Below are 24,248 nucleotides of genomic sequence, written 5' to 3' on the forward strand. Positions count from 1 at the left end.
ACTAGTACCTCCGTCGACGTGCCCGAAACGCTGGGTGCAGCGATCCGGCGTGCAACGACCCTGGGTTCAAGGCCTCCGTGAACGTATGCAAAAAGAGAGATGCGTGGAAGTGTTCGGCGCGAATTCTTTACCGAAAAAGAAACGGCGCCCGGGGGGAAATCCCGGGCGCCGTTCCCTATGTCCAGATTCAGCTGATGCGGATCTTCATCGAGGTGCCGTTGACCTCGGCGACCTTGATCTTCACTCCGGCTGCCGGCAGCTTGACGCCGTGGTTCGGCAGTTCGTCGTAGAAGTACTTCTTGGTGTCGTCGAACGTCGGCTGCGCGGCCTGGCCCCGGATGTAGCTGGGCTTGCCGTTGATGTGCAGCGTGAACGAGTCCGCCTTCTTCAGGCTGAACGGGGCGTCGTACACCTGGATCCGGGCCCGCCACGGCAGGCCTTCCAGGTTGTAGAACGGCTCCGGGTGCGCGTCGATGATCAGGTTGCGGCCCGACCCCGGGTGCACGTTGGTGTTGTTGTCGACCTGCGAGGTGTCCCAGTACGAGATCAGCAGACCCTCCTGGTAGGAGTAGTGGTCCACCTTGTCCGGGGTTGCCGGGTATCCGAAGAAGTACGGGCCCGTCTTCAGGTACTGGTCGTAGGACACGTAGCTGCGGTGGCCGGCGATGTAGAAGTTGTCGAACTTCTGGGTCGAGGTGGCCCCGACGATCGAGAAGCCGTTCAGCTTCCACGTCGTAGCACCCTCGGCGCCGTCGGCCAGCACGGTCGCGCCGTCCGCCGTGATCGTGATGTTGTCACCGAAGAAGCCGCCGTCGGCGACGCCACCGTCGGTCAGGTAGTGCAGACGGAAGGTGATCTTCTTGCCCGCGTACGCGTTCAGCGGGATCGCGATGTCCGACCAGGCGCCACCGCTGCTGCCCGTCAGGGCCGGCGTGTTGCTGGCGTCCCGGGGGAGCGCCGCGCCGTTCAGCGTGCCGTCGAGGCGGGTCCAGGTGGTGCCGTTGTCGGTCGACGCCTCGAAGTAGAGGTAGTCGTAGTCCTCTTCGATGTCGTACCGGCCCTTGAGCGTGACCGCCCCGGTGGTCTTGCCGGTCAGGTCGATCGTCTGGGACAGGGACGTGTTCAGGTCGTCCGCGTTGCCCGAGAAGAACTGCTTGGTGCCCGCGAACGGCGCGCCCAGGTCGGTGGTGACCTCCTTGTCGGGCAGCACCACCACGGCGCCCTGTGCCTTGGCCGTGTTGTACTCCTGCGGACCCAGCTCGAGGGTCTTCTGCTGACCCGCGACCACGGTCTCGTAGTCGAACCAGCCGAGCTGCAGCTTGTTCCAGGCGCCGAGGTCGCCGGGGCGGGTGCCGATGCCCTGGTCGCCCGCCGCGCTGAGCCGGCTCTGGGCCATGAGGGTCCAGTGCTCGTTGTTGTTGTCGCCGCGACCGGAGGTGTCGTAGTCGTCCGGCAGGCCCAGGTCGTGCGTGTACTCGTGCACGAAGACGCTCAGGCCGCCGTTCTCCGGCTGGATGGTGTAGTCGCCGATCCAGATGCCGGTGGTGCCGATCTGGGTGCCGCCGAGCAGGTTGCCGGCCGGGCCGGTGCGGCCCTGGTCGGTGCCGTACGCGTACCAGCGGTGGCTCCAGATCGCGTCCTCGCCCTGCTGCGGGTCACCGTCGGCGGCGTCGCCACCGGCGTGGACGATCTGGAAGTGGTCGATGTAGCCGTCCGACTCGTTGAAGTCGCCGTCGTTGTCGAAGTCGTAGCGGTCGTACTGGTCGAACGACCGCATGTCCGCGGCGATCTGCGCGTCGGTGCGACCGGCGGCCTTCTGGTCCGCGACCCACTTGTTCGCGGCGTCGCGCACGAGCGCCCAGGTGTTGTTGCAGACGTTGCCGCCGCACAGGTCGCGGCCGTACCGGGCCTCGTTGTAGTTGACCTTGACCCAGTCGGTGACCTCGCCGTCGACGCTGTAGCGTCCGGACGACTGGGTCTCGAAGTAGGTCTTGACCGACTCCTTGCCCGCGCCCTCACCGAAGTACAGGTCGCGGTAGTGGTCGGCGTTGTAGTCCGGCTGCCACACCGTCGAGTTGTCCACCGCGCGGTTGGGCGCGGGGATCTTGTTGTGCTCCGGGCCCTCGAACGTGGTCGGGCCGGGCACGCTCGGGTTGCTGTCGACGTCCGGGTAGCTGGGGTGCCGCTCGTTGCCGAACTCGGCCAGGATCACGAAGATCCGGTCGGTCTGCTCGCGGCCGAGCTCCACGTACTGGTCCGTGCCCGTCTTGGCCACCTTGCGGTTGGTCACGCCCGAGCCCTGCGTACGGCCGACCTTGACGACCGTGCTGCCGTTCCGCTTTATCGGTTTCGCCTTGCCGCTGACCACGTCGGCGACAGCCTCCTCGCGCAGGGCGCGGCGCTTGTCCTCGAGCGGGTTGGGCAGATCGTCCACATGAGCCGAGTCGGCCGCCTTCGCGACCGGTGCCGGATCGACCGGCGGTGCTGCGCTGGCTCCGGCCGGGACGGAGATCCCGACACTGGTCACCATCGCGGCGCCGAGCAGTCCCACGACCACCTTGCGCACTACGTTTACCTCCGTTGGCATAACCGCGCGCTGGGGTACAGCGACGGCGGTGAACCGCCCCGGATTCGGAGCTCAGGTGAACGTATGCAAACACACCGATGGGTTGGAAGGGGTCCCACGGATTGTTCGGCGATGGTTACGCATTATGGCTGGGACATAATGCAAGAACCGGCAATTGGTAGAAAATGGACCGTCCACATGAAAGGGCGGCAGATCCCTACGATCGCAGATCTGCCGCCATTCATAGATGATTGTCTCAGTCTTCGGACTTCGCCGCCTGCATTCCGGAGGAGATGAGGTCCATCACCGTGGAGTCCTGGAGGGTCGTGACGTCGCCCAGCGACCGGTTGTCGGCCACGTCGCGCAGCAGCCGCCGCATGATCTTGCCGGACCGGGTCTTGGGCAGCTCCGCGACCAGCATGATCTGCCGCGGCTTCGCGATCGGGCCCAGCTTCTTGGCGACGTGGTTGCGCAGATCCTGAATGAGCTGCTCACCCGCCGCACCGTCGGTGTCCACATTGCCGCGCGGGATCGTGAAGGCCACGATCGCCTGGCCGGTGGTCGGGTCGGAGGCGCCCACCACGGCGGCCTCGGCGACCGACGGGTGCGACACCAGCGCCGACTCCACCTCGGTGGTCGAGATGTTGTGGCCCGACACCAGCATCACGTCGTCGACCCGGCCCAGCAGCCAGAGCGCGCCGTCGTCGTCCCGCTTCGCGCCGTCGCCGGCGAAGTAGATCCAGTCGTCGCCCGCGCCGGCGCCCTTGCCGAACCGCGACCAGTACGTGTCGATGAACCGCTGGTCGTCGCCCCAGATGGTGCGCAGCATGGACGGCCACGGCTCGCTGAGCACGAGGAAGCCGCCGCCGCCGTCCGGCACCGACTGGGCGGAGTCGTCCACCACGTCGGCGGAGATGCCGGGCAGCGGGGTCATCGCCGAACCGGGCTTGGTGCTGGTCACGCCGGGCAGCGGCGAGATCATCACGCCGCCGGTCTCGGTCTGCCACCACGTGTCGACGATGGGGCAGCGGTCCCGCCCGACGTTGGCGCGATACCACATCCAGGCCTCGGGGTTGATCGGCTCACCCACGCTGCCCAGGATGCGCAGCGAGGACAGGTCGTACTTGGCCGGGATGTCGTCGCCCCACTTCATCATCGTGCGGATGAGCGTGGGCGCCGTGTACAGGGTGGTCACCTTGTACTTGTCGACGATCTCCCAGAACCGTCCCTTGTGCGGGGTGTCCGGCGTGCCCTCGTACATGACCTGGGTCGCGCCGTTGGAGAGCGGGCCGTAGACGATGTACGAGTGCCCGGTGACCCAGCCGATGTCGGCGGTGCACCAGTAGACGTCGGTCTCCGGCTTGAGGTCGAACACCGCACTGTGCGTGTACGACACCTGGGTCAGGTAACCGCCCGTGGTGTGCAGGATGCCCTTCGGCTTCCCGGTCGTGCCCGAGGTGTAGAGGATGAAGAGCGGGTGCTCCGCGTCGAAGGACCGCGGCTCGTGCGTCGTGCTCGCCTGCTCGACGGTCTCGTGCCACCACAGGTCCTTCTCGCCCCAGGTGACGTCCTCGCCCGTACGGCGTACGACCAGCACGTGCTCGATGCTGGGGCACTTCGCGACCGCCTCGTCCACGGTCGGCTTGAGCGCGGAGGGCTTGCCCCGCCGGTAGCCGCCGTCGGCCGTGATCACCAGCTTGGCGTCCGCGTCCTCGATGCGCGTCGACAGCGCGTCGACCGAGAAGCCGCCGAACACCACGCTGTGCAGCGCGCCGATCCGCGCACAGGCCAGCATCGCGACCGCGGCCTCCGGGATCATCGGCAGGTAGATCGCCACCCGGTCGCCCGCGGTCACGCCGAGCTCGGTCAGCGTGTTGGCGGCCTGGCTGACGCTCTTCAGCAGGTCGGAATACGTGATCGTGCGGGTGTCGCCGGGCTCGCCCTCCCAGTGGATCGCGACCTTGTCGCCGTTGCCGGCCTCGACGTGCCGGTCGACGCAGTTGTACGCGATGTTCAGCTCGCCGCCGACGAACCACTTGGCGAACGGCGGGTTCGACCAGTCCAGCACCTGCTCCCAGGGCTTGGTCCAGGTGAGCCGCTTCGCCTGCTCCTCCCAGTACGCCAGCCGGTCGGCGCCGGCCTGCTCGTACGCCTCGGCCGTGACGTTCGCCGCGGCGGCGAGCTCCGCGGGCGGCGGGAACTGCCGCGTCTCCGAATACAGGTTCTCCAGCGTCTCACTCATGAGGGCGGCTCCTCTGCCGTGACCGGTTTCTTGAGGTGAACAGTAGTTCCGCACGGCCGTGACGGGCGAGGACGGCGAGCCGAAGCGCCCGCCTGCCGCGCCGACCGGCAGCGCGTGATCGGTACTGCGCGAATCCTGCCACTTTCGCGCTCGTACGCGCAGCCCGTGGTGGGGGTGTTTTTCCGGCTACGGTAGGCGCGTGACGAACGATCCCCTGGCCCCGCTGCTGGCCCTCGCCGACGTCGAGCCCTCCTTCGCCGAGGCCCGCGCCCGGGTCGACGAGGCGCTGCGGCACCGGGCGCTGCGGCGCAACGGCGGTCAGGTCGCCGCCGAGGTGGGCCTGCGCGCCGCCGTCGCCAGCGCGGCCCTGGAGGACCACCGCCACGATCTGGCCGCCGTGCGCGCCGGCACCGTCACCGACCCCGTGGTGCAGGGCTCGCTGCGGGTCTCCGAGGCGCTCGACGGGCTCGTCGACCTGTGGCCGCGTGCGCCCCGCCAAGTGCTCGCCCGCCTGCACATGCTGGCCGCCCGCGGTGCCGTCGCGGAGGCCGACCTGGGCCGGCTGCTCTCCGGCGCCGAGCGGATCGACGCGCTCGCCGCCCTGGTCGCCGGCAACGAGCGGACCCCGCCGATGCTGCTGGCCGCGATCGTCCACGCGGAGTTGCTGACGCTGCGCCCGTTCGCCGGCCCGGCCGGGGTGGTCGCGCGCGCGGCGGCCCGGCTCACCCTGGTCTCGCGCGGCTTCGACATCCGCGGGCTGGTCGGCGTCGAGGAGGGCCACCTCGCCCGCGAGCCCGAGTACGTGGGCTCGGCGGGCGCGTACGCGACCGGAACCCCGGACGGCGTGCGCTCGTGGCTGCGGCACTACGCGGCGGCGGTCACCGCGGGCGCGGGCGAGTTGGTGCGGATCGCCGACGAGGTGCTGGCCCCTTCGGGCAAGTAGCGCCTCACCCGGTTGGTCCCCATCTGCAGCGAAGCCCGAAACGCACCGTTCGTCCCTGCTCGGGTTGGCATACTCGGGCGGGTGGGAGACGACTGGGTCCGCCCGTACTCACCCGGCACCGGCCGCTGGCTGGTCATCGGCTGGGAGGCGGTGGCATTCGGGTTGCTCGGCTGGGCGAGCATCGGGCTCTTCGAGCTGACCGGCGTCGGCGTACGCATCCTCGCCCTGCTCATGGCGGTGGTCTGGGTCGTGGGCGGCTGGCGCATCCTCGAGATGGGCGTGTACGTCAGCCCCGGCGCGCTGCGGATCCGCGGGCTGCTGCGCTCGCGCACGCTGCGCTGGGAGGAGATCGCGCACGTCCGCCTGCACCGGCACGCCAACAAGATCGGCCGCTGGCAGATCGAGGGCGGCATGACCGTGCTCATCGAGCGGCGCGACGGCTCGATGGTGAACACCGAGCTGTGGGCGCAGGGCGTGGACTTCCACCGGCGGCCGCACCTGTTCCGCGCGGTCTACCACGAGCTGCGCAACCGCCACCTGGCCGCGACGATCTCCCCGGCCTGACTGCCGGCCCTCCGGCGAGCGCATGCTTCCGGCTGGCTCATGCTGCCGGCTGGCACATGCTTCCGGCCGGCACATTAAGGACGGCGCCTCACGGGTGAGGCGCCGCCGCTTGCGCGTCCGACCGGGTTATCAAGCGTGCACCTGGGTCGTTGTCGACAGTCCCGCCGGATGACCGGTGGGTCCCGCCGCAACGTGCCTGCCGTGGCTGATCGCGCGTGGGTTCCCGGTGGCCGTGCACGGAACCTGCTGTTCTTCGAGGTCCCGCGAGTTCTTTCTACGCCTCGGCGCCCATGATCACCAGGGCAAATGGGGCCAAGAGTAATTAGTCAGATGCTTCGGCGGCGAGCAGCGGGAGGCGAACTCGCCCAGGCCGGACGGCTCGCCGCGAGCGCTACGCGACGGCGGCGGCCCGGGTCCGGCGGTGGCGGCCGTACAGCGCGAGGCCTATCGCGACGCCCACGCCGACCCCGAGCGCGGCGGCGGCGACCGGAACGGCCGGGCGGTCGCGCAGCCGGCGGCCCAGCGGCACCGGGTGCCGGAACTCCAGCACCGGCCAGCCGCGCTCCAGCGCGACCCGGCGCAGCCCGCGGTCGGGATTGACCACGCTCGGATGGCCGACCGCCTCGAGCAGGGGAAGGTCACTGCTCGAATCCGAATATGCGTAACACTCCGCAAGGTCGTAGCCGCGTTCGCCGGCCAGCTCCCGCACGCCCGCGACCTTGCTCGGCCCGGCCGCGTAGAACTCGACCTCTCCGCTGTACCGCCCGTCGACGATCCCCATCCGGGTCGCGATCACGTCGGTCACGCCCAGCAGCTCGCCGATCGGGCGCACCATCTCGTCGCCCGACGCGGAGACCAGGACGACGTCGCGGCCGGCCGCCTGATGCTCGCCGATGAGGATGGCGGCCTCGGCGTACACGTACGGATTGATCAGTTCTTCCAGGGTCTCGGCGACGATCTGCCGGACCTGCTCGACCTTCCAGCCCTTGCAGAGCGCGGCCAGATAGTCGCGGGTGCGGGCCATGGTCTGTTCGTCGGTGCCGCCCAGCCGGAACATCAACTGCGCGTAGGCGGATTTCACGACGTCCCGGCGGCTGATCAGCCCATCGCGATAGAAAGGCCGTCCGAAGGCCAGCGCGCTGGACTTGGCGATGACGGTCTTGTCGAGGTCGAAGAACGCGGCGCTGTGGCCCACGGGCCGAAAGTGTAGCCGCAATGCGCACTCAATCACGCCCTCGGTGGCGTGTGTGCGGTTTCTGGTGACACTGGGTACTCGACGGTTCCCGGTACTTCAGGCATGCTTGTGTTGCGACTGAGATTCATGTTGTCCGTGGCAGTCGCGTTTTCCTCCCCGAGATTCTCGGTGGTTGCGCCCCCCGCGATCGCCGAGTCCGATTCGGCTCGACCCCCCCCGGAGCCGAATCCTCGGACGGCCCCCGTCACCCCCGACGGGGGTCGTTCCCTTTTCCGGTACGGCGGCCGGCCGAGCTGGACCCTCGCACACGCGGCGTGATGCCGGGTTCCGCTCCGGAGCGCGACCATCCGGGCTGGAGCGGTTGGCCGGCTCAGGCTCCGGTGGCCCGATCCAGGTCGGCGGGGGCGTGCTCTTCCGGCATGCCGAACAACTCGCACAGGCCGGTCACGGTGAGCACCCGGTGGAAGCCGGGACTGGGATTGATCACCAGGAAGCGGGACTCCGCCTCCGTCACCGCCCGGTAACCCTCGATCAGGGCCCCGAGCCCGGTCGAGTCGATGAAGGTGGCGTCGGCCAGATCGACCCGGACCTCCGCCGGTGGGGACCCGGCCACCACGTCCCGGATGGCCTGCGCCACCTCGTCGGCGTTGGCGAAGTCGATCTCACCCAGCACGGTGACCTGGGCGCTGCCGTCCTCGCCGAACTCGCTCCGGACCGGGTTCTCCATGCCAACTCCATCGGTCGGGTCCGGCACCAACATACCCAACTCCCGCCGCCGCCACGCTTCCCCAGCGGTACGCCATAGCAGATCAGCCCGGCACCGAACGCTTTTCCACAGCCCTGCGGCTTGTCCACAGGCCCGGCGGTCCGCGGTTGAGCGCCCGTACGCCGGGCCGCCACGGTGGGAGCCCACCCGCCGCCGTACCCGCTGGAGCCGTGATGTCCGCCCGTACCGCCCCACCCGCCGGAGCCCGCCCGGGGCCCGCCCTGCCGCTGGTCGTGACCGCCGACCCCGACCTGCTCGACGACCTCGTGCGCCTCGCCGCCGCGGCCGGCACCGAGGTCGACGTGGCCGCGGATCCGGCGGCCGCCCGCAGCCGTTATCTCGGCGCGGCGCTGGTCCTCGTCGGCGCCGACCAGGCGGTGGCCTGCCTCCGCGCCCACCTGCCGCGCCGGTCCCGCACGGCCGTCGTCGGTCACGAGCCGATCGTGCACGCCGCCTGGGAGGTCGCCGAGTCGCTCGGTGCCGAGCACGTCGCGATGCTCCCGGCCGCCGAACCCTGGCTGACCGAGCGGTTCGCCGCGGCCGCCCGCGCCGAGCCGCCACCGGCCGGCCGCGTGCTCGCCGTGCTGGGCGGCCGGGGCGGCGCCGGGGCGAGCATCCTCGCCGGCGGCCTCGCCGTCACCGCCGCCCGCGAGGCCCGCCGCACCCTGCTCCTCGACGCGGACCCGCTCGGCGGCGGCCTCGACCTCGTGCTCGGCTGGGAACAGGACGACGGGCTGCGGTGGCCTGCGCTCGCCGAGGCGGGCGCCCACGCCGACCCGGCCGCGCTGCTCAAGGCCCTCCCGCACCGCGGCGACCTGGTGCTGCTCTCCTTCGCCCGCGACGCGCCGCGGCCGGTGCCGCCCCAGGCCATGGCGGTCACCATGCAGGTCGCCCGGGACACCCGCGACGTGACCGTGGTCGACCTGCCCCGCCACCTCGACGACGCCGCGACGCTGGCCCTGGCCGCCGCCGACCAGACTCTGCTCATCGTGCCGGCGGAGCTGCGCGCCACCGCCGCGGCGGCCCGGGTCGCGGCGATCGCCCGGGTGCACTGCGCCGCCCTGTCGGTGGTCGTCCGGGGTCCGGCGCCGAGCCGGCTCAAGGCCCGGGAGGTGGCCCGCTCGCTGGGCCTCCCGCTCGCCGGCGCGCTGCGGCCCGAGCCGGGGGTGTGCCAGCGGATCGAGCGCGGCGTACCGCCCGCTGTGGACGGCCGGGGCCCGCTGGCGGAGCTCTGCGCCGAGTTGCTCGCGCAGCTGTCCGTGGTGGGAGAAGCGGCATGACCGCCTCCTCGTCCGCGCCGCTGGCCGACCGGGTCCGGCGGCACATCGCCGGGGAGGGCATCGAGGCCACACCGGCGGCCGTGGTCTCCGCCGTCCGGCATCAGGCCGAGGGCGCCGCGCTCGGCGACACGACGGTCCTGCGGCTGGCGGGCCGGGTCCGCGACCAGCTCGTCGGCGCCGGGCCGCTCACCCCCCTGCTGGCCGACCCCGCGGTCACCGACGTCCTGGTCAACGGCGTCCAGGTCTGGGTCGACCGGGGCTCGGGCCTGCACCGTGCGGCGATCGACGTGGGCACCCCGGACGACGTGCGCCGGCTCGCCCAGCGCCTCGCCGCCGCGTGCGGGCGCCGGCTCGACGACGGGCGCCCGTACGCGGACGCCCGCCTCCCCGACGGCACCCGGGTGCATGCGGTGCTGCCGCCGGTGGCGACCGGTGGGCCGTACCTGTCCCTTCGCACGTTCCGGCAACGCCCCTTCAGCCTCGGCGACCTCGTGGACTGCGGGACGGTCCCGCCGGCGGTCGCCCCGGTCCTCGCCGCCGTCGTCGCGGCCCGGCTGGCCTACCTCGTCACCGGCGGTACGGGCACCGGCAAGACCACGTTGCTCGCTACGCTGCTCGGGCTCGTACCGCCGACCGAGCGGATCGTGCTGGTCGAGGACGCCTCCGAGCTGCGGCCCCGGCACCCGCACGTGGTGGCGCTCGAGTCGCGTACGGCCAACGTCGAAGGGGCCGGCGCCGTCGGCCTCACCGACCTCGTCCGCCAGGCGCTGCGCATGCGCCCGGACCGCGTGGTGGTCGGCGAGTGCCGCGGCGCCGAGATCGCCGACCTCCTCGGCGCCCTGAACACGGGCCACGAGGGCGGCGCCGGCACCCTGCACGCCAACGCGGCGGCCGACGTCCCGGCGCGGCTCGAGGCGCTCGGCCTGCTCGGCGGGCTTCCCCGCGCGGCCCTCCACGCGCAGGTCCTCGCGGCGCTGCAGGTCATCCTCCAGGTGCGCCGCATCCCCCGCGGCCGCGTCCTGGACTCGATCGGGGTGCTGCTGCCGACGGGGGAGCAGCGCCTCACCACGGTGATCCCGGCCTGGCAACGCGGCCGGGGGACGGGCCCGGGCGCCCCCACGCTGGCCCGGCTCCTCGCGGAGCGCGGCGTGCGCATCCCGCCGGTCCTGGGCTCCCAGCCATGACCGTGTGGCCCTGGCTCGCCGCGACCGCGCTGCTCACGACCGCCGCCGCGATCGCCGCGTGGCCGGCCCGCGGCAGCCTCGGCCGGCTGGGTCCCTCCGCCCGGCCCGCTCCCGGCCCCGCCGCGGTCCACGCCCTCGCGGCGCGCTCACCGCGCCGCTTCCTCGCAACCTCGGCGGTGGCGGCGGCCGCGCTGGCAACGCTGTCGGGCGGCCCGGCGGCCGGATTCGTCGCTTGCGTCTACGCGGCCCTGGGCGCCCGCGCCCTGAGCCGCCGCGCCACCCGCCGCCGGGCGGCCGAGGCTCGCGCCCGAGACCTGGACGAACTCACCGCCCTCGCGGCTGACCTGCGCGCCGGCCTTCCCGGCAGCCGGGCAAGCGCCGGCCTCCCGAGCGGCCGGACAGATCTCCCAGGCGGCCGGGCACGTGCCGGAATCCCGGGCGGCCGGGCACGTGCCGGTCTCCCGGGCGGCCGGGCACGCGCCGGTTTCTCGGGCGCCCGGGCACACGACGGCCTTCCGGGCGGCGAGGCCGGGATTGGTGGGCGGCTCGGGGAGTTGACGGCGACGGCCGAGCGGCTGGCGGAACGCACCGGCGCCCCGATGGCGGACCTGATCGAGCGCATCGAGACCGACGCCCGTGCCGCCGACCGGGCGGTCGCGGCCGCCGCGGCCCAGGTAGCGGGTGCTCAGGCGACGGCCGTGCTTCTGGCAGCGCTGCCGGCCGGAGGAATCGCCCTGGGCTACGGGATGGGGGCCGACCCGCTGCGGATCCTGCTTCGCACGCCGCTGGGCGGGGCCTGCGCGGTGGGGGCGGTGCTGCTGCAGGTGGCCGGCCTGCTCTGGGCGGAACGCCTGGTCTCCGGCCCGTTCCAGGACCCCGCCGGGCCGGGCCGATGAGCCCGTCGACCTGCGGCGCCGAGTCGATCCTGCGCCGCGGCGGTCCGGTGCAGGTGCCGCTCCAGCCGTGCTGCGTCGTCGCGCTGCTGCACGCCGACAGGTTGCCCGAGCCGGTGACCTCCGTGTCCTGCCCGTTGCGGGCCGACCTGAGCACTCTGACCGCGGCGGCGGCCGTGACCCGGGAAGGAGTCCGATGACGCGGCGGGTCGTGATGGCCGTGGCGTGCGGCGCGGCGGTCGCCTGGTTCGTCGGGCGGTGGTGGGGCGTGCCGGTGGCGGTGCTGGTCGCGTACGGGACCGACCGGTGGCTGAGGAAGCAGGAGCCGGCCGCGGTCCGGGCGGCCCGGGCGCGGGCCGTGGCGGACCTGCCTCTCGGCGCCGACCTGCTGGCGGCGGCCCTGCGCGCGGGCGCACCCGTCGACCGGGCCGTGACCGCGGTCGCCGACGCGCTGGGCGGCCCGCTGGGCGAGCGGCTCGACCGGACCGGACGGTCCCTGCGCCTGGGCGCCGACCCGCCGGAGGCCTGGCAGCACCTCTCCGACGTGCCCGGCGCCGCCCGGCTGACGGCCGCCGCCATCCGCTCCAGCGCGAGCGGCGGCGCGCTGGCCGGCGCCTTCACCCGGCTCGCCGACGACCTCCGCGCCGACCGGGCGATCGCCGCCGAGTCCGCCGCCCGCCGGTCCGGGGTGCTGATCGTCCTGCCGCTGGGGCTCTGCTTCCTCCCGGCCTTCCTGCTGGCCGGCCTGGTCCCGGTTGTGATCGCCGTCCTCGGCGACGTGCTGTGACCGGCCCGGTTTTCGAACCCTCCCACCATCGACGACACCAAGGAGTTCCCATGCACCGATTTCTCGCCCGCCTCGCCGGACCCCGCGCCGACGAGGGCATGAACACGGCGGAGTACGCCGTCGTAGGCCTCGCCGCCGTGGCCTTCGGAGGCGTGCTGTTCAAGGTCCTGACCAGCCCCGGCGTCTCCCAGGCCCTGACCCGCGTGATCATGGAGGCGCTGAAGTGACACCGCGCCGGCACCCCGGTCGCCCGCCGCGCCGGACCGTTCGGGGCCGCGAGCCGAACGGGCGCGACCGCGGATCGTTCACTGCCGAGCTGGCGGCCGGGCTGCCGGCGCTCATGCTGCTCCTCTTCGCGGGCCTGACGGCGGTCGGCGCGGTGACCACCCAGCTGCGCTGCGTCGACGCGGCACGCGAGGGCGCGCTCGCCGCCGCCCGTGGCGCCCCCGGCACCGAGACCGCCGCCCGGACAGCGCCCCCGGGCGCCCGCATCGAGCTCGACGAGGCCGCCGGCACGGTCACCGTCACGGTCCGAGCGCCGGTCGCGATCCTCGGCGGCCACCTACCGGCGCTGACCGTCGGCGCCACCGCGGTAGCAGCCCGCGAACCGGCGGCGATCCCATGAACAACCCCGCCGCCGACCCCCCGAAGCCCACCCGCCTCGGCGATCCCGTGACGCCCACCCGCCGGCATGCTCGCGCCGCCGACCGCACGAAGCGCACTCGCCTCGGGGATCCCGTGACGCCCACCCGCCGGCAGGCCCGCGCCGCCGACCGCACGAAGCGCACCCGCCTCGGCGATCCCGTGAAGGACACCCGAGAGCATGCCCGCGCCGCCGACCCAGGGGAGCGCGCCGGCTGGCTGGCGCGATCCGGAAAGGCGCACCTGCCGGCGCCCCTCGCCGGTGACCCCGTCAAGTGCGCCAGCCGGCGGGCGCGATTCGCCGCTGACCGCGGTGCGGCGTCGTTCTTCGTGTTGGCGGTCGGGCTGGCCGTCGTCTCCGGCGGGGTCGCGGGCGCCGCCGTCGGTGCCGCCCGGGTGGGCCGGCACGAGGCCCGGACGGCGGCCGATCTCGGCGCCCTCGCCGGGGCGATGCGGGCGATCGAGGGCGAGCGGTCCGCCTGCGCGCGGGCCGCGGAGCTGGTCGGCGCGAACGGTGCCCGCCTGCTCTCCTGCCGGCTCGAAGGAATGGAGATCGTCGTCGAGGTGGCGACCCCGGTCACGCCCCTGCCCGGCCTCACCCTCCGGGCCACCGCGGCCGCCCGCGCCGGCCCGGCCCGCAGCTGACGGTGGGCTCCCGGCGACCGGACGAGGGCGACCCCGGGGAGCCAGCCGCGGGGAGGGCGGTGCGAGGAAGGCGGTGCGAGGAAGGCGGCGCGGGGAGGGCGGCGCGGGGAGGGCGGCTGGGACGGCGCTCCGGGGAGCAGCCCGGGGGAGCGGCCTCGGGAAGGAAGGGCAGGAAAGGTAGGCAGAGGTGCGGTCAGGGGAGGGCGGCCAGGACCGCGTCCAGGACCGCGACCGCCTTCGCCTTGTGCAGCGGGTTGTTGCCGTTGCCGCACTTCGGGGACTGCACGCACGACGGGCATCCCGTGTCGCACACGCACGAGGCGATCGCCTCGCGTGTTGCGCGGAGCCAGCCGGTTGCCGTCCCGTAGGCGCGTTCCGCGAAGCCCGCTCCGCCCGGGTGGCCGTCGTAGACGAACACCGTCGGGGCCTGCGTGTCCATGTGGTTGGCCGTCGACAGGCCGCCGATGTCCCAGCGGTCGCAGGTCGCGATCAGCGGGAGGAGGCCGATGCCCGCGTGCTCGGCGGCGTGCAGTGCGCCCGGCACGTCGGCCGGTTCGACGCCCGCGGCCAGGAGGGCGCCGGGGGAGATGGTGAACCAGACGGCGACCGTGCGGAGTTCGCGTACGGGCAGGTCCAGGGGCCGGGTGTCGATCACCTCGCCCGAGCCGATGCGGCGGCGCTGGTACGAGACCACCTGGTTGGTCACGTCCACCTCGCCGAGGAACAGGCCGACCGGGCCGGCGTCCACGTACTCACGGACCGAGACCACCGACAGGTCCGTGACGTCGCGGGCGTGTGTCGACCAGTCGGGTTCGGCCGCGTGGACCAGGGCGACCGCCTCGTCGAGGTCCAGGTCGTCGACCACATAGGAGGTGCCCTGGTGCAGGTGGACCGCGCCGGGGTGGAGCATGGCGTGGGACGAGCCCTGGTCCACCGTGCCGAGCAGGCGGCCGGTTGCCGATTCCACCACCGCCACCGGGGCGCCGCCCGTGCCGCGCAGGTCCACCTCGGGGCGGCCCTGGTGGGTCCAGTACCAGCCGGACGGGCGTTTGCGCAGGGCGCCGGAGCGGGTCAGGCCGTCGATCGCCGCCTGGGCCGCGGTGCCGCCGAAGAGCGGGAGATCCGAGGGGCGCAGCGGGGACTCCGCCGCCGCGCAGCACAGCTGGGGTCCCAGGACGTACGGGTTGGCCGGGTCCAGGACGGTGGCCTCGACCGGGCGCCCGAACAGCGCCTCGGGGTGGTGCACCAGATAGGTGTCCAGCGGATCGTCGCGGGCCACCAGGACGGCCAGCGCCTCGCCGCCGGCCCGTCCCGCGCGGCCGGCCTGCTGCCACAGCGAGGCGCGGGTGCCGGGGTAGCCGCAGATCAGGACCGCGTCCAGGCCGACCAGGTCGACGCCGAGTTCCAGCGCGTTGGTGGAGGCGAGCGCCAGCAGGTCGCCCGACATCAGGGCCCGTTCGAGCGCCCGGCGGTCCTCCTTCAGATAGCCCGCCCGGTACGCCGCCACCCGCTCGCCCAGGCCCGGGACCGCCTCGTCCAGCGACCGGCGGGTCATCGTCGCCACCACCTCGGCGCCGCGGCGGGAGCGGACGAAGGCGAGGGTCCGGGTGCCCGCCACCACCGCGTCGGTGAGCAGGTCCGCCGTCTCGCTCAGGGCCGAACGCCGGGTCGGCGGGAGCTCCGGCTCCTCGGGCGGCAGCAGCGGCGGCTCCCACAGGGCGAACGTCACCGCCCCGCGCGGGGAGGCGTCCTCGGTCACCGCGGTCACCGGCAGGCCGGTCAGCCGGGTCGCCGCGTCGGCCGGGTCGCCCGAGGTCGCCGACGCGAGGACGAACGTGGGGGTGCCGCCGTACCGCTCGGCGAGGCGGCGCAGGCGGCGCAGGACGTGGGCCACATGGGAGCCGAAGACGCCCCGGTAGCTGTGGCACTCGTCGATCACCACGTACGCGAGCCGGCGCAGGAACGTCCCCCAGCGGGCGTGGCCCGGCAGCAGGGCGTGGTGCAGCATGTCGGGGTTCGTCAGCACGAAGCGCGAGTGCTGGCGGATCCACTCGCGTTCCTCGCGCGGCGTGTCACCGTCGTACGTGGCCGGGCGTACGCCGTCGAGACCGAGCCGGACCAGCGCGCGCAGCTGGTCCGCGGCCAGGGCTTTCGTCGGCGAGAGGTAAAGAACGGTGGCGCGGTCGTCGCCGAGCAGCCGGCTCAGCGCGGGCATCTGATACGCGAGCGACTTGCCCGACGCCGTGCCCGTGGCGAGCACGACGTGCCGCCCCTCGTGCGCCAGCGTCGCCGCCGCGGCCTGGTGCTCCCACGGCTCGAAGCCGTACGCCTCCCGCAGCGCCCCCGGCACCCACGACGGCCACGGCACCGTTCGCCCGGCCCGCGCCCCGACCCGTTCGACGTGGGTGATCGGCGAGTCCTCGGCGGACGAACTGCGCGCCCGCATCCGGTGCAGCAGTTCCGCCGGTCCGAGGGTCCCCGGTGCGCCGCGCGCGGCCGGGATGCCCGGGACGGTCGTGGTCACGTCCTGCACTCTGACATCGGTATGCCCCGAACCCCAAACGGGTACGACGGTGGGTGCCCACGCGTCGGGGGATGACGGACGGTGGTTAGATTCGCTGGGGAGATCGACTGCCTGAGGGCTTGCCCGGAGGGAGGAGGACCGATGGAGCTGTCGCTGACGACCCGTACCGTCGGCGAGCACACGGTGCTCGACGTGGGCGGTGAGGTGGACGTCTACACCGCGCCCCGGCTGCGGGAACGGCTGGTCGAGCTGGTCGACGGCGGCGCCCGCCACGTGGTGGTGGACCTGGCGCGCGTCGACTTCCTGGACTCCACGGGCCTCGGCGTGCTGGTCGGCGCCCTCAAGCGGCTGCGCGCCGCGAGCGGCTCGTTCGGCCTGGTGTGCGCGAAGGAGCCGCTGCTCAAGATCTTCCGGATCACCGCGCTCGATCAGGTCTTCCCGATCTATCCGTCCGTCGAGGCCGCGACCTCGACCTCGTCCGGCGATCGCGACGACAACCCTCCGGCAGCGTGATGGCGACGGTACGGCTGTCGTTCTCGCCGGCGCCGGTGCACGTGCGTACGGCCAGGCTGGTCGGCGTGGCGGTGGCTCGGCGCGCGGGGGTCGCCGAGGAGCTGCTCGACGAGGTGCGGCTGGCGATCGGTGAGGCGTGCACCCGCGCGGTGGCGCTGCACAACCAGTACGGCATCCCCGACCTCGTCATGGTGGAAATGTCCGACTCGGACTCCTACACGGTACGGGTGATCGACCGCGCGCCCATCGAGGCGAGCATCGGCCTCACGAAGCTGCCCCCGGACGAGCTCGCCGACGAGTCGCTGACCGACGAGGCATTGACGACCGGGGTGGGTTTCGCGCTCCTCGCCGGCTTCGTCGACGATCTTCAGGTCCGCCCGGTCGACGAGGGCGCGGGCACCGAGGTCCGGATGGTGTGGCCGGTCCACCGCCGCTGAGCGCAAAAAGGGCACCGTTCGGCGCACGGCATGGGAAACCCGCAGGTGGGAGCCGGAGCCTAGGTGTTCACGCCCATCAATGCCAACCGCTAACACAGCGGTAAACATCACCACGACACGGCCGGATCCAGGTGTGACCATTGCCACGTCTGGCCGCTACAGTACGCCGGTAATCAGTCACTGCTCCCTGGTTCCGCGTCCGCGGGACCCGGTTTGTCGTCTCCCCCGAGCGGGGATGCGCCCGGCAGTTTCGTCCGCTACCGGGTGCGGTCGGTGTGTACAGGAGGACATTGATGTCCGGGACCTCCATAAACCTCGCCGCGGAGAGCGGCGAGGTGTCCCTCAGCGGGTCGAACGTCACGTTCGTCATCGTCGCGGTGGTGTTCGCGCTGGTAGCGCTCGCTTTCGCCGCCGTTTTCGTGCAGTCGGTGCTCAAGGCCGGCCGCGGCACGACCAACATGCAGGAGATCGCCGGCGCCGTGCAGGAAGGCGCGTCGGCCTATCTGTTCCGGCAGTTCAAGACCCTGGCGATCTTCGTCGTCATCGCGGTCGTGCTGCTGTTCCTGCTGCCCGTGCACGGCTCCGGTGACAACGAGACCGCGGTGAAGATCGGCCGCTCGCTCTTCTTCATCGTGGGTGCGGTCTTCAGCTCGTTCATCGGTGGCGCCGGCATGGCGCTCGCGACCCGGGCCAACCTGCGGGTTGCCGCGGCGGCCGGCGAGACCGGCGGCCGCGAGAAGGCGATGGGAATCGCGTTCCGCACCGGTGGCGTGGTCGGCTTCCTCACCGTGGGCCTCGGCCTCTTCGGTGGCGCGCTGGTCGTGCTGATCTACCGCGGCGACGCCCCGACCGTGCTCGAGGGCTTCGGCTTCGGCGCCGCGCTGCTCGCCATGTTCATGCGGGTCGGCGGCGGCATCTTCACCAAGGCCGCCGACGTCGGCGCCGACCTGGTGGGCAAGGTGGAGCAGGGCATCCCGGAGGACGACCCGCGCAACGCCGCGACGATCGCCGACAACGTGGGCGACAACGTCGGTGACTGCGCCGGCATGGCCGCCGACCTCTTCGAGTCGTACGCGGTCACGCTCGTCGCCGCGCTGATCCTCGGCCAGGCGGCGTTCGGCCAGGACGGCCTGATCTTCCCGCTGATCGTCTCCACCATCGGTGTGGTCATCGCCATCGTCGGTGTCTTCATCACCCGGCTGCGCGCCTCGGACCGCAACGGCCTGACCGCCATCAACCGGGCGTTCTACATCTCGGCCGTGCTCTCCGCGATCATCGTGGCGATCGTCAGCTTCGTCTACCTGCCGGACTCCTTCGCCGGCTTCAACGACGCCTCGCTGGACGCCGGCGTCGTCGCCAGCGGCCGCAACCCGCAGCTGGTCGCGATCGGCGCGGTCGTCATCGGCATCGTGCTCGCCGCCGCCATCCAGGCCCTGACCGGCTACTTCACCGAGGTGGAGCGCCGCCCGGTGCAGGACATCGGCAAGTCGTCGCAGACCGGCGCGGCCACCGTCGTGCTGGCCGGCATCAGCGTCGGCCTCGAGTCCGCGGTCTACTCCGCGCTGCTGATCGGCGCCGGCGTCTACGGCGCGTTCCTGCTCGGCGGCTCGTCCATCACCCTGTCGCTCTTCGCGGTCGCGCTCGCCGGCACCGGCCTGCTCACCACCGTGGGCGTCATCGTCGCGATGGACACCTTCGGGCCGATCTCGGACAACGCGCAGGGCATCGCCGAGATGTCCGGCGACGTCGACGAGAAGGGCGCGCAGATCCTCACCGAGCTCGACGCGGTCGGCAACACCACCAAGGCGATCACCAAGGGCATCGCGATCGCCACGGCCGTCCTCGCCGCCACGGCGCTGTTCGGCTCGTACACGAACACGCTGTCGACGTCGCTGGAGGACGCCGGCGTGAGCCCCGACCGGATCGGCACCGAGATCCTCGGCCTGCTCAACATCTCGAACCCGCGCAACCTGGTCGGCCTGCTGATCGGCGCCGCGGTGGTCTTCCTCTTCTCCGGCCTGGCGATCAACGCCGTCTCCCGCTCGGCGGGCGCGGTCGTGATGGAGGTACGCCGCCAGTTCCGCGAGTTCCCCGGCATCATGGACCGCACCCAGCGGCCCGAGTACGGCCGGGTGGTCGACATCTGCACCCGCGACGCGCAGCGTGAGCTGCTCACCCCGGGTCTGCTGGCCATCATGGCCCCGATCGCGGTCGGCTTCGGCCTCGGTGCCGGCGCGCTGGCGGCGTACCTGGCCGGTGCGATCGGCGCGGGCACGCTGATGGCGGTCTTCCTGGCCAACTCCGGTGGCGCCTGGGACAACGCCAAGAAGCTGGTCGAGGACGGCGCGTTCGGCGGCAAGGGCTCCGACGCCCACGCCGCGACGGTCATCGGCGACACGGTCGGTGACCCGTTCAAGGACACCGCCGGCCCGGCCATCAACCCGCTGCTCAAGGTGATGAACCTGGTCTCCCTGCTGATCGCCCCGGCGGTCGTGGCCTGGAGCATCGGCACCGACGAGAACACCCCGCTGCGGGTCGGCATCGCCGTCGTGGCGGCGCTGATCATCGTGGCCGCGGTGGTCTGGAGCAAGCGCAAGCCGATCTCGATGGGCGAGGACGCTCCGGCCACGGAGTCCGCCTCGACGCGCGTCGACGCCTGATCCGAAGTGGTCAGGGAGGGCACCCGGCGCTCGCCGGGTGCCCTCCGCCGCTCGATGCCCGTACGCTGCAAACCATGCGCACGGCCCGCACCATCCCCTTACTCATCGTCTGCTCGCTCGTCGTGACACTCGGTGCTTGTTCGAGCGGCCCGGCCCCCCGCGCCTGGGCCGCTTCCGTCTGCAAGGTCCTGGCGCCGTGGCGCACGGAGATCGGCACCCTCACGACCCGCACCCAGCAGCAGATGACCGCCGCGACGACCCCCGCCCAGGCGAAGGAGAACCTGATGCGGCTGTTCGGCGGGGCGGAGTCGGCGAGCGAGAAGGCCCGCGCGGGGGTGCAGGGTGCCGGCGTACCCGACGTGGACGAGGGTAAGAAGGTGGCGGAGAGCTTCACCGCCTCGCTCAGCGCCATGCGCGACGCGTACGGCCGCGCCCGGACCGGCATCGAGGCGCTCACGACCAGCCCGTCGAAGGACTTCTACACCCGGGTCGGCACGGTCGTGGAGACGCTCAACACCGAGTACAAGGCCAGCGAGCTCGACACCAGCAACCTCTCGTCGGTGGAGCTCAAGCAGGCGTTCGACGAAGCCCCGGAGTGCCGCTGACCATGGCCGAGCCCGGGTGGCCGCTGATTCCGCGCGAGGTGTTGCCCGCGCCGGTCCGGCCCGCCCGGCCCCGGCCCCGGCGGATCGCCGCGACGACCCCCGCCGGCCGGCAGCTGTCCGTCTTCGGCGTCGAGGCCGTCGACCCCTCGCTGGCCGACCTGGCCGGTCTGCTGGCGGGCCCCGGCCGGCTCGGCAGGATGGGCGGCACGGCCCGGGTTTCGGTACGCGTGGACGCGGCGTGGCGGGTGCACGTGCTGGTCCAGGAGCTGGTCAGTCGCGGTCTGGTGGTCAACTGGCACCCGGTCGCGGAGACGCCGCGCGAGGAGCCCGTGGTCGAGCTCACGTCGGTGCCGGTGGATCAGGAGACGGACGACGAGAGGCCGCCCGCCCCGGCTCCCGAGCCCGACGGCGCGGAAGGGGACCGCGAGCGTACGGTCGCCTTCGAGGTCAGGACCGCGTACAGCAGCCGGTTGAACGGTCTTGCCCGCACCTGGCCGCCGCCGGGCGGACGGCTCTTCCTCAACGGCCCGAGGCTGCGCCTGTGGGTGGCGGCGGCCGGAGCGCCCCACCCACAGGGGTACGCCCTCGGTCTGGATCCCGACGGGTCCCTTGACACGGCGGCGGACGAGGCATTGACGAGGGTCGGTCTCCCGGGCGTGATTCAGGCCGGTCCGGCGTACGTGATCGCAGGTCGCAGGCGTCTCGCCCGGCTCGCCGAACTCGTCGGCGAACGGCCCGCCGCGGCCCCCGGACGGCTGTGGCCGGGCGGCGCCGGTGCGTGATCTTCCGGGATTGTGTGCGACATGACGCCATGTTCCCGGTGTACGGTGTCGCCGTCGGACGCGTGCGGTGGCCGGGCCGTTACCATCCGACTTCTGTGTGCCCGGGGAATGTGAGCTCGTCCGGCGCGTTACGTTGAACGTCCGCGTGCCCGCCGTCCGCGACGGGCCGCCGAGTGAGTCTGAAGTTTGGGAGTGCCGTGCCGAGCAACGCCAGGACGACCCGTCTGGTCATCGTCGAGTCCCCGTCGAAGGCCAAGACGATCGCCGGCTACCTGGGGCCCGACTATTTCGTCGAGGCCTCCTTCGGCCATGTCCGCGACCTGCCGAAGAACGCCGACGAGGTGCCCGAGAAGTACAAGGGCGAGTCGTGGGCGCGGCTCGGGGTCGACGTCGACAACGGCTTCCACCCGCTCTACGTCGTCTCCGCCGACCGCCGCCAGCAGATCAACAAGCTGAAGCAGCTGGCCAAGGAGGTCGACGAGATCTTCCTGGCCACGGATGAGGACCGCGAGGGCGAGGCCATCGCCTGGCACCTGGTCGAGACGATCAAGCCCAAGGTTCCCGTACGCCGGATGGTGTTCCACGAGATCACCCGCCCGGCCATCCAGGCGGCCGTGGCGAACCCGCGCGAGATCGACAAGGACCTGGTCGACGCGCAGGAGGCCCGCCGCATCCTGGACCGGCTGTACGGCTACGAGGTCAGCCCGGTGCTGTGGAAGAAGGTCATGCCGCGGCTCTCGGCGGGCCGGGTCCAGTCCGTGGCCACCCGGATCGTGGTCGAGCGCGAGCGCCAGCGGATGGCGTTCCGCACGGCCGAGTACTGGGACATCAACGCCCAGCTCGCCGTCCAGGGCAAGGTCGAGGGCACCCGCTCGTTCTCGGCGACGCTGATCGCCCTCAACGGCGACCGCGTCGCGACCGGCAAGGACTTCGAGCCCACCACCGGCCGGCTCAAGCCCGGCGCCGCGGTCGTGCACCTCGACGGCGACGGCGCCCGCGGGCTCGCCGCCCGGCTCGAGGACCGCCCGTTCCAGGTCACCCGGGTCGAGGAGAAGCCGTACCGGCGCCGGCCGTACGCGCCGTTCATCACCTCCACGCTGCAGCAGGAGGCCGCGCGCAAGCTGCGCATGTCGTCGGCGCAGACCATGCGGGTCGCCCAGCGGCTGTACGAGAACGGTTACATCACGTACATGCGTACGGACTCGGTGAACCTGTCGGAGACGGCCATCGCGGCCGCCCGCCGGCAGATCGCCGAGCTGTACGGCGAGCGCAGCGTCCCGCCGGAGCCGCGCCGCTACACCGGCAAGGTCAAGAACGCCCAGGAGGCGCACGAGGCGATCCGGCCCGCCGGTGACACCTTCCGCGCCCCCGGTGAGCTGGCCAACGAGCTCTCCGGCGACGAGTTCCGGCTCTACGAGCTGATCTGGCGGCGTACGGTCGCCTCCCAGATGACCGACGCGGTCGGCAACTCGATCTCGGTCCGCATCCGCGCCGTCTCCACCACCCAGGAGGAGGCGGACTTCGCCGCGACCGGCAAGACCATCACCGACCCCGGCTTCCTGCGCGCCTACGTCGAGTCGTCCGACGACGAGAACGCCGAGGCCGAGGACGCCGAGCGCCGCCTGCCCAACCTGGTCAAGGACCAGCCGCTGACCGCCGAGGAGCTCGCCGCGGTCGGCCACCACACCAGCCCGCCGGCCCGCTACACCGAGGCGTCGCTGGTCAAGGCCCTGGAGGAGCTGGGCATCGGCCGCCCGTCGACCTACTCGTCGATCATGCAGACCATCCAGGACCGCGGGTACGTGGAGAAGCGCGGCCAGGCGCTGATCCCCACCTTCATCGCGTTCGCGGTGATCGGCCTGATGGAGCAGCACTACCCCCGCCTGGTCGACTACAACTTCACCGCCGCGATGGAGAACGACCTCGACGGCATCGCCGGCGGCGAGAACGCCTCGCTGGACTTCCTCAGCGCGTTCTACTTCGGCAGCCAGACCGCCGACCCGGACGGCTCGATCGCCCAGGCCGGCGGGCTGCGCAAGCTGGTCACCGACAACCTCAGCGCCATCGACGCGCGGGCGATCAACTCGATCCCGCTGTTCAAGGACGACGAGGGCCGGCAGATCGTGGTGCGCGTCGGCCGCTACGGGCCGTACCTGCAGCGCCAGGTCCCGGACAGCACCGAGGAGGCGGCGAACGACCGCGTCTCCATCCCCGACGGCGTCGCCCCCGACGAGCTGACCCCGGAGAAGGTCAAGGAGCTGTACCTCGGCGGCGGAGGCGAGAAGAACCTCGGCGAGGACCCGGCCACGGGCGAGTCGGTGCTGCTCAAGTCCGGCCGCTTCGGCCCGTACGTGGAGAGCGGGGAGCGCCGCTCGTCGCTGTTCCGCACCCAGTCGCCGGAGACCCTGACCCTCGACCAGGCGATCCAGCTGCTCACCCTGCCCCGCGTGGTCGGCAAGGACCCCGAGGGCGCGGAGATCGTCGCCAAGAACGGCAAGTTCGGCCCGTACGTCCAGCGCGGCACCGACTCCCGCTCGCTGCAGACCGAGGACCAGCTCTTCACGATCACCCTCGACGAGGCCCTCGCCCTCCTGGCCGCCCCGAAGACCCGCCAGCGCGGCGCCGCCAAGCCCCCGCTGCGCGAGATGGGCCCCGACCCGGTCACCGAGAAGCCGATGGTCATCAAGGAGGGCCGCTTCGGCCCGTACGTCACCGACGGCGAGTACAACGCCTCCCTGCGCCGCGGCCAGACCCCCGAGGAACTGACCGTCGAGCAGGCCTCGGAGATGCTCGCCGAGAAGCGCGCCAAGGGCCCGGCCCCGAAGAAGAAGGCCGCCGCGAAGAAGGCCCCGGCCAAGACCGCCGACAGCGCGGAACCGGCGAAGAAGGCCGCCAAGAAGGCCCCGGCCAAGAAGGCCGCCGCCCGCAAGGCAACCACCACCGCGGCGAAGAAGGCCGCCCCGAAGAAGGCAGCCCCCGCCAAGGCCACAGCCAGCGCCGAGTAAGCCTGTGGATGGGCC

At 72.5% G+C, this 24,248-nt stretch carries 20 protein-coding genes and 1 pseudogene; 16 read left to right on the top strand and 5 right to left on the bottom strand.

What is annotated here, in order from left to right:
• Window positions 1–187 precede the first annotated feature (187 nt).
• On the bottom strand, window positions 188–2,551 hold the full coding sequence (locus CLV70_RS14865; RefSeq protein ID WP_211303781.1) for an immune inhibitor A domain-containing protein: 2,364 nt from the start codon (window positions 2,549–2,551) through the stop codon (window positions 188–190).
• Window positions 2,552–2,822: 271 nt separating this feature from the next.
• Window positions 2,823–4,808, bottom strand: a complete 1,986-nt coding sequence (acs, locus tag CLV70_RS14870; RefSeq protein ID WP_106127072.1) for an acetate--CoA ligase — start codon at window positions 4,806–4,808, stop codon at window positions 2,823–2,825.
• A gap of 199 nt (window positions 4,809–5,007) precedes the next feature.
• Between acs and CLV70_RS14875 the strand changes: the two genes are divergently transcribed.
• Together CLV70_RS14875 and CLV70_RS14880 are read left to right on the top strand one after the other, a co-directional pair.
• Window positions 5,008–5,751, top strand: a complete 744-nt coding sequence (locus tag CLV70_RS14875; RefSeq protein WP_106127073.1) for a Fic family protein — start codon at window positions 5,008–5,010, stop codon at window positions 5,749–5,751.
• An 81-nt stretch (window positions 5,752–5,832) separates the two neighbouring features.
• The gene (locus CLV70_RS14880) at window positions 5,833–6,315 is read left to right on the top strand and encodes a PH domain-containing protein (RefSeq protein ID WP_106127074.1); all 483 of its coding nucleotides are present in this window, start codon (window positions 5,833–5,835) and stop codon (window positions 6,313–6,315) included.
• A 391-nt stretch (window positions 6,316–6,706) separates the two neighbouring features.
• Here the strand turns inward: CLV70_RS14880 and CLV70_RS14885 are convergent, their stop codons facing one another.
• The gene (locus tag CLV70_RS14885; RefSeq protein ID WP_106127075.1) at window positions 6,707–7,510 is read right to left on the bottom strand and encodes an HAD family hydrolase; all 804 of its coding nucleotides are present in this window, start codon (window positions 7,508–7,510) and stop codon (window positions 6,707–6,709) included.
• Between the two features lie 370 nt (window positions 7,511–7,880).
• Window positions 7,881–8,237, bottom strand: coding sequence for an STAS domain-containing protein (locus CLV70_RS14890; RefSeq protein WP_106127076.1), 357 nt, complete (start codon window positions 8,235–8,237; stop codon window positions 7,881–7,883).
• A gap of 272 nt (window positions 8,238–8,509) precedes the next feature.
• Here CLV70_RS14890 and ssd point away from each other — a divergent pair, with 272 nt between their 5' ends.
• The 8 genes and pseudogenes from ssd (at window position 8,510) to CLV70_RS42005 (ending at window position 13,707) form a co-directional block, all read left to right on the top strand.
• Window positions 8,510–9,556, top strand: coding sequence for a septum site-determining protein Ssd (ssd, locus tag CLV70_RS14895; RefSeq protein WP_211303782.1), 1,047 nt, complete (start codon window positions 8,510–8,512; stop codon window positions 9,554–9,556).
• Complete coding sequence (locus CLV70_RS14900) at window positions 9,553–10,740, top strand: TadA family conjugal transfer-associated ATPase (protein ID WP_106127078.1); 1,188 nt, start codon at window positions 9,553–9,555, stop codon at window positions 10,738–10,740. The genes ssd and CLV70_RS14900 overlap by 4 nt, the downstream gene beginning before the upstream one ends.
• Before the next feature lie 518 nt (window positions 10,741–11,258).
• Window positions 11,259–11,636, top strand: a pseudogene (locus CLV70_RS42110) (hypothetical protein); the annotation flags it as partial.
• Complete coding sequence (locus tag CLV70_RS14910; RefSeq protein WP_106127080.1) at window positions 11,633–11,833, top strand: hypothetical protein; 201 nt, start codon at window positions 11,633–11,635, stop codon at window positions 11,831–11,833. The pseudogene CLV70_RS42110 and the gene CLV70_RS14910, both read left to right, overlap by 4 nt.
• Window positions 11,764–12,420: a type II secretion system F family protein gene (locus tag CLV70_RS14915; RefSeq protein WP_245908260.1), complete on the top strand. Its 657-nt coding sequence runs from the start codon at window positions 11,764–11,766 to the stop codon at window positions 12,418–12,420. The genes CLV70_RS14910 and CLV70_RS14915 overlap by 70 nt, the downstream gene beginning before the upstream one ends.
• A gap of 50 nt (window positions 12,421–12,470) precedes the next feature.
• Window positions 12,471–12,647: a DUF4244 domain-containing protein gene (locus CLV70_RS14920; protein WP_106127082.1), complete on the top strand. Its 177-nt coding sequence runs from the start codon at window positions 12,471–12,473 to the stop codon at window positions 12,645–12,647.
• Entirely contained in the window at window positions 12,644–13,045 is a 402-nt protein-coding gene (locus CLV70_RS14925; RefSeq protein WP_342750366.1) for a TadE family type IV pilus minor pilin, read from the top strand. The genes CLV70_RS14920 and CLV70_RS14925 overlap by 4 nt, the downstream gene beginning before the upstream one ends.
• A complete protein-coding gene (locus CLV70_RS42005) occupies window positions 13,042–13,707 on the top strand; it encodes an Rv3654c family TadE-like protein (protein WP_106127083.1) in 666 nt (221 codons plus the stop codon). Before CLV70_RS14925 ends, CLV70_RS42005 begins: the two co-directional genes overlap by 4 nt.
• A gap of 193 nt (window positions 13,708–13,900) precedes the next feature.
• Here the strand turns inward: CLV70_RS42005 and CLV70_RS14935 are convergent, their stop codons facing one another.
• A complete protein-coding gene (locus CLV70_RS14935) occupies window positions 13,901–16,153 on the bottom strand; it encodes a DEAD/DEAH box helicase (RefSeq protein ID WP_245908262.1) in 2,253 nt (750 codons plus the stop codon).
• A 219-nt stretch (window positions 16,154–16,372) separates the two neighbouring features.
• On the opposite strand from CLV70_RS14935, the gene CLV70_RS14940 reads away from it, so the two are divergent.
• The 6 genes from CLV70_RS14940 (at window position 16,373) to topA (ending at window position 24,233) form a co-directional block, all read left to right on the top strand.
• Complete coding sequence (locus tag CLV70_RS14940; RefSeq protein WP_106127085.1) at window positions 16,373–16,744, top strand: STAS domain-containing protein; 372 nt, start codon at window positions 16,373–16,375, stop codon at window positions 16,742–16,744.
• A complete protein-coding gene (locus CLV70_RS14945; protein WP_106127086.1) occupies window positions 16,741–17,181 on the top strand; it encodes an ATP-binding protein in 441 nt (146 codons plus the stop codon). Before CLV70_RS14940 ends, CLV70_RS14945 begins: the two co-directional genes overlap by 4 nt.
• A gap of 293 nt (window positions 17,182–17,474) precedes the next feature.
• Window positions 17,475–19,841: a sodium-translocating pyrophosphatase gene (locus tag CLV70_RS14950; protein ID WP_106127087.1), complete on the top strand. Its 2,367-nt coding sequence runs from the start codon at window positions 17,475–17,477 to the stop codon at window positions 19,839–19,841.
• Window positions 19,842–19,906: 65 nt separating this feature from the next.
• Complete coding sequence (locus CLV70_RS14955; protein ID WP_425440165.1) at window positions 19,907–20,446, top strand: hypothetical protein; 540 nt, start codon at window positions 19,907–19,909, stop codon at window positions 20,444–20,446.
• A complete protein-coding gene (locus CLV70_RS40400) occupies window positions 20,437–21,228 on the top strand; it encodes a hypothetical protein (protein WP_245908233.1) in 792 nt (263 codons plus the stop codon). Before CLV70_RS14955 ends, CLV70_RS40400 begins: the two co-directional genes overlap by 10 nt.
• Before the next feature lie 197 nt (window positions 21,229–21,425).
• Window positions 21,426–24,233 carry a type I DNA topoisomerase gene (topA, locus tag CLV70_RS14965; protein ID WP_106127089.1) on the top strand — a complete coding sequence of 936 codons (2,808 nt, stop codon included), beginning with the start codon at window positions 21,426–21,428 and terminating at the stop codon, window positions 24,231–24,233.
• The last annotated feature ends 15 nt before the right edge of the window (window positions 24,234–24,248 follow it).

This window comes from Pseudosporangium ferrugineum (assembly GCF_003002065.1).
GTDB classification, from domain to species: domain Bacteria; phylum Actinomycetota; class Actinomycetes; order Mycobacteriales; family Micromonosporaceae; genus Actinoplanes; species Actinoplanes ferrugineus_A.

Bases quoted from the DNA above. Each gene is read 5' to 3' on its own strand.
- CLV70_RS14910 (WP_106127080.1), top strand. From the start codon at position 11,633: ATGAGCCCGTCGACCTGCGGCGCCGAGTCGATCCTGCGCCGCGGCGGT.
- CLV70_RS14940 (WP_106127085.1), top strand. From the start codon at position 16,373: ATGGAGCTGTCGCTGACGACCCGTACCGTCGGCGAGCACACGGTGCTC.
- CLV70_RS14920 (WP_106127082.1), top strand. From the start codon at position 12,471: ATGCACCGATTTCTCGCCCGCCTCGCCGGACCCCGCGCCGACGAGGGC.
- acs (WP_106127072.1), bottom strand. From the start codon at position 4,808: ATGAGTGAGACGCTGGAGAACCTGTATTCGGAGACGCGGCAGTTCCCG.
- CLV70_RS14950 (WP_106127087.1), top strand. From the start codon at position 17,475: ATGTCCGGGACCTCCATAAACCTCGCCGCGGAGAGCGGCGAGGTGTCC.
- CLV70_RS14890 (WP_106127076.1), bottom strand. From the start codon at position 8,237: ATGGAGAACCCGGTCCGGAGCGAGTTCGGCGAGGACGGCAGCGCCCAG.
- CLV70_RS14935 (WP_245908262.1), bottom strand. From the start codon at position 16,153: ATGCGGGCGCGCAGTTCGTCCGCCGAGGACTCGCCGATCACCCACGTC.
- CLV70_RS14900 (WP_106127078.1), top strand. From the start codon at position 9,553: ATGACCGCCTCCTCGTCCGCGCCGCTGGCCGACCGGGTCCGGCGGCAC.
- CLV70_RS42005 (WP_106127083.1), top strand. From the start codon at position 13,042: ATGAACAACCCCGCCGCCGACCCCCCGAAGCCCACCCGCCTCGGCGAT.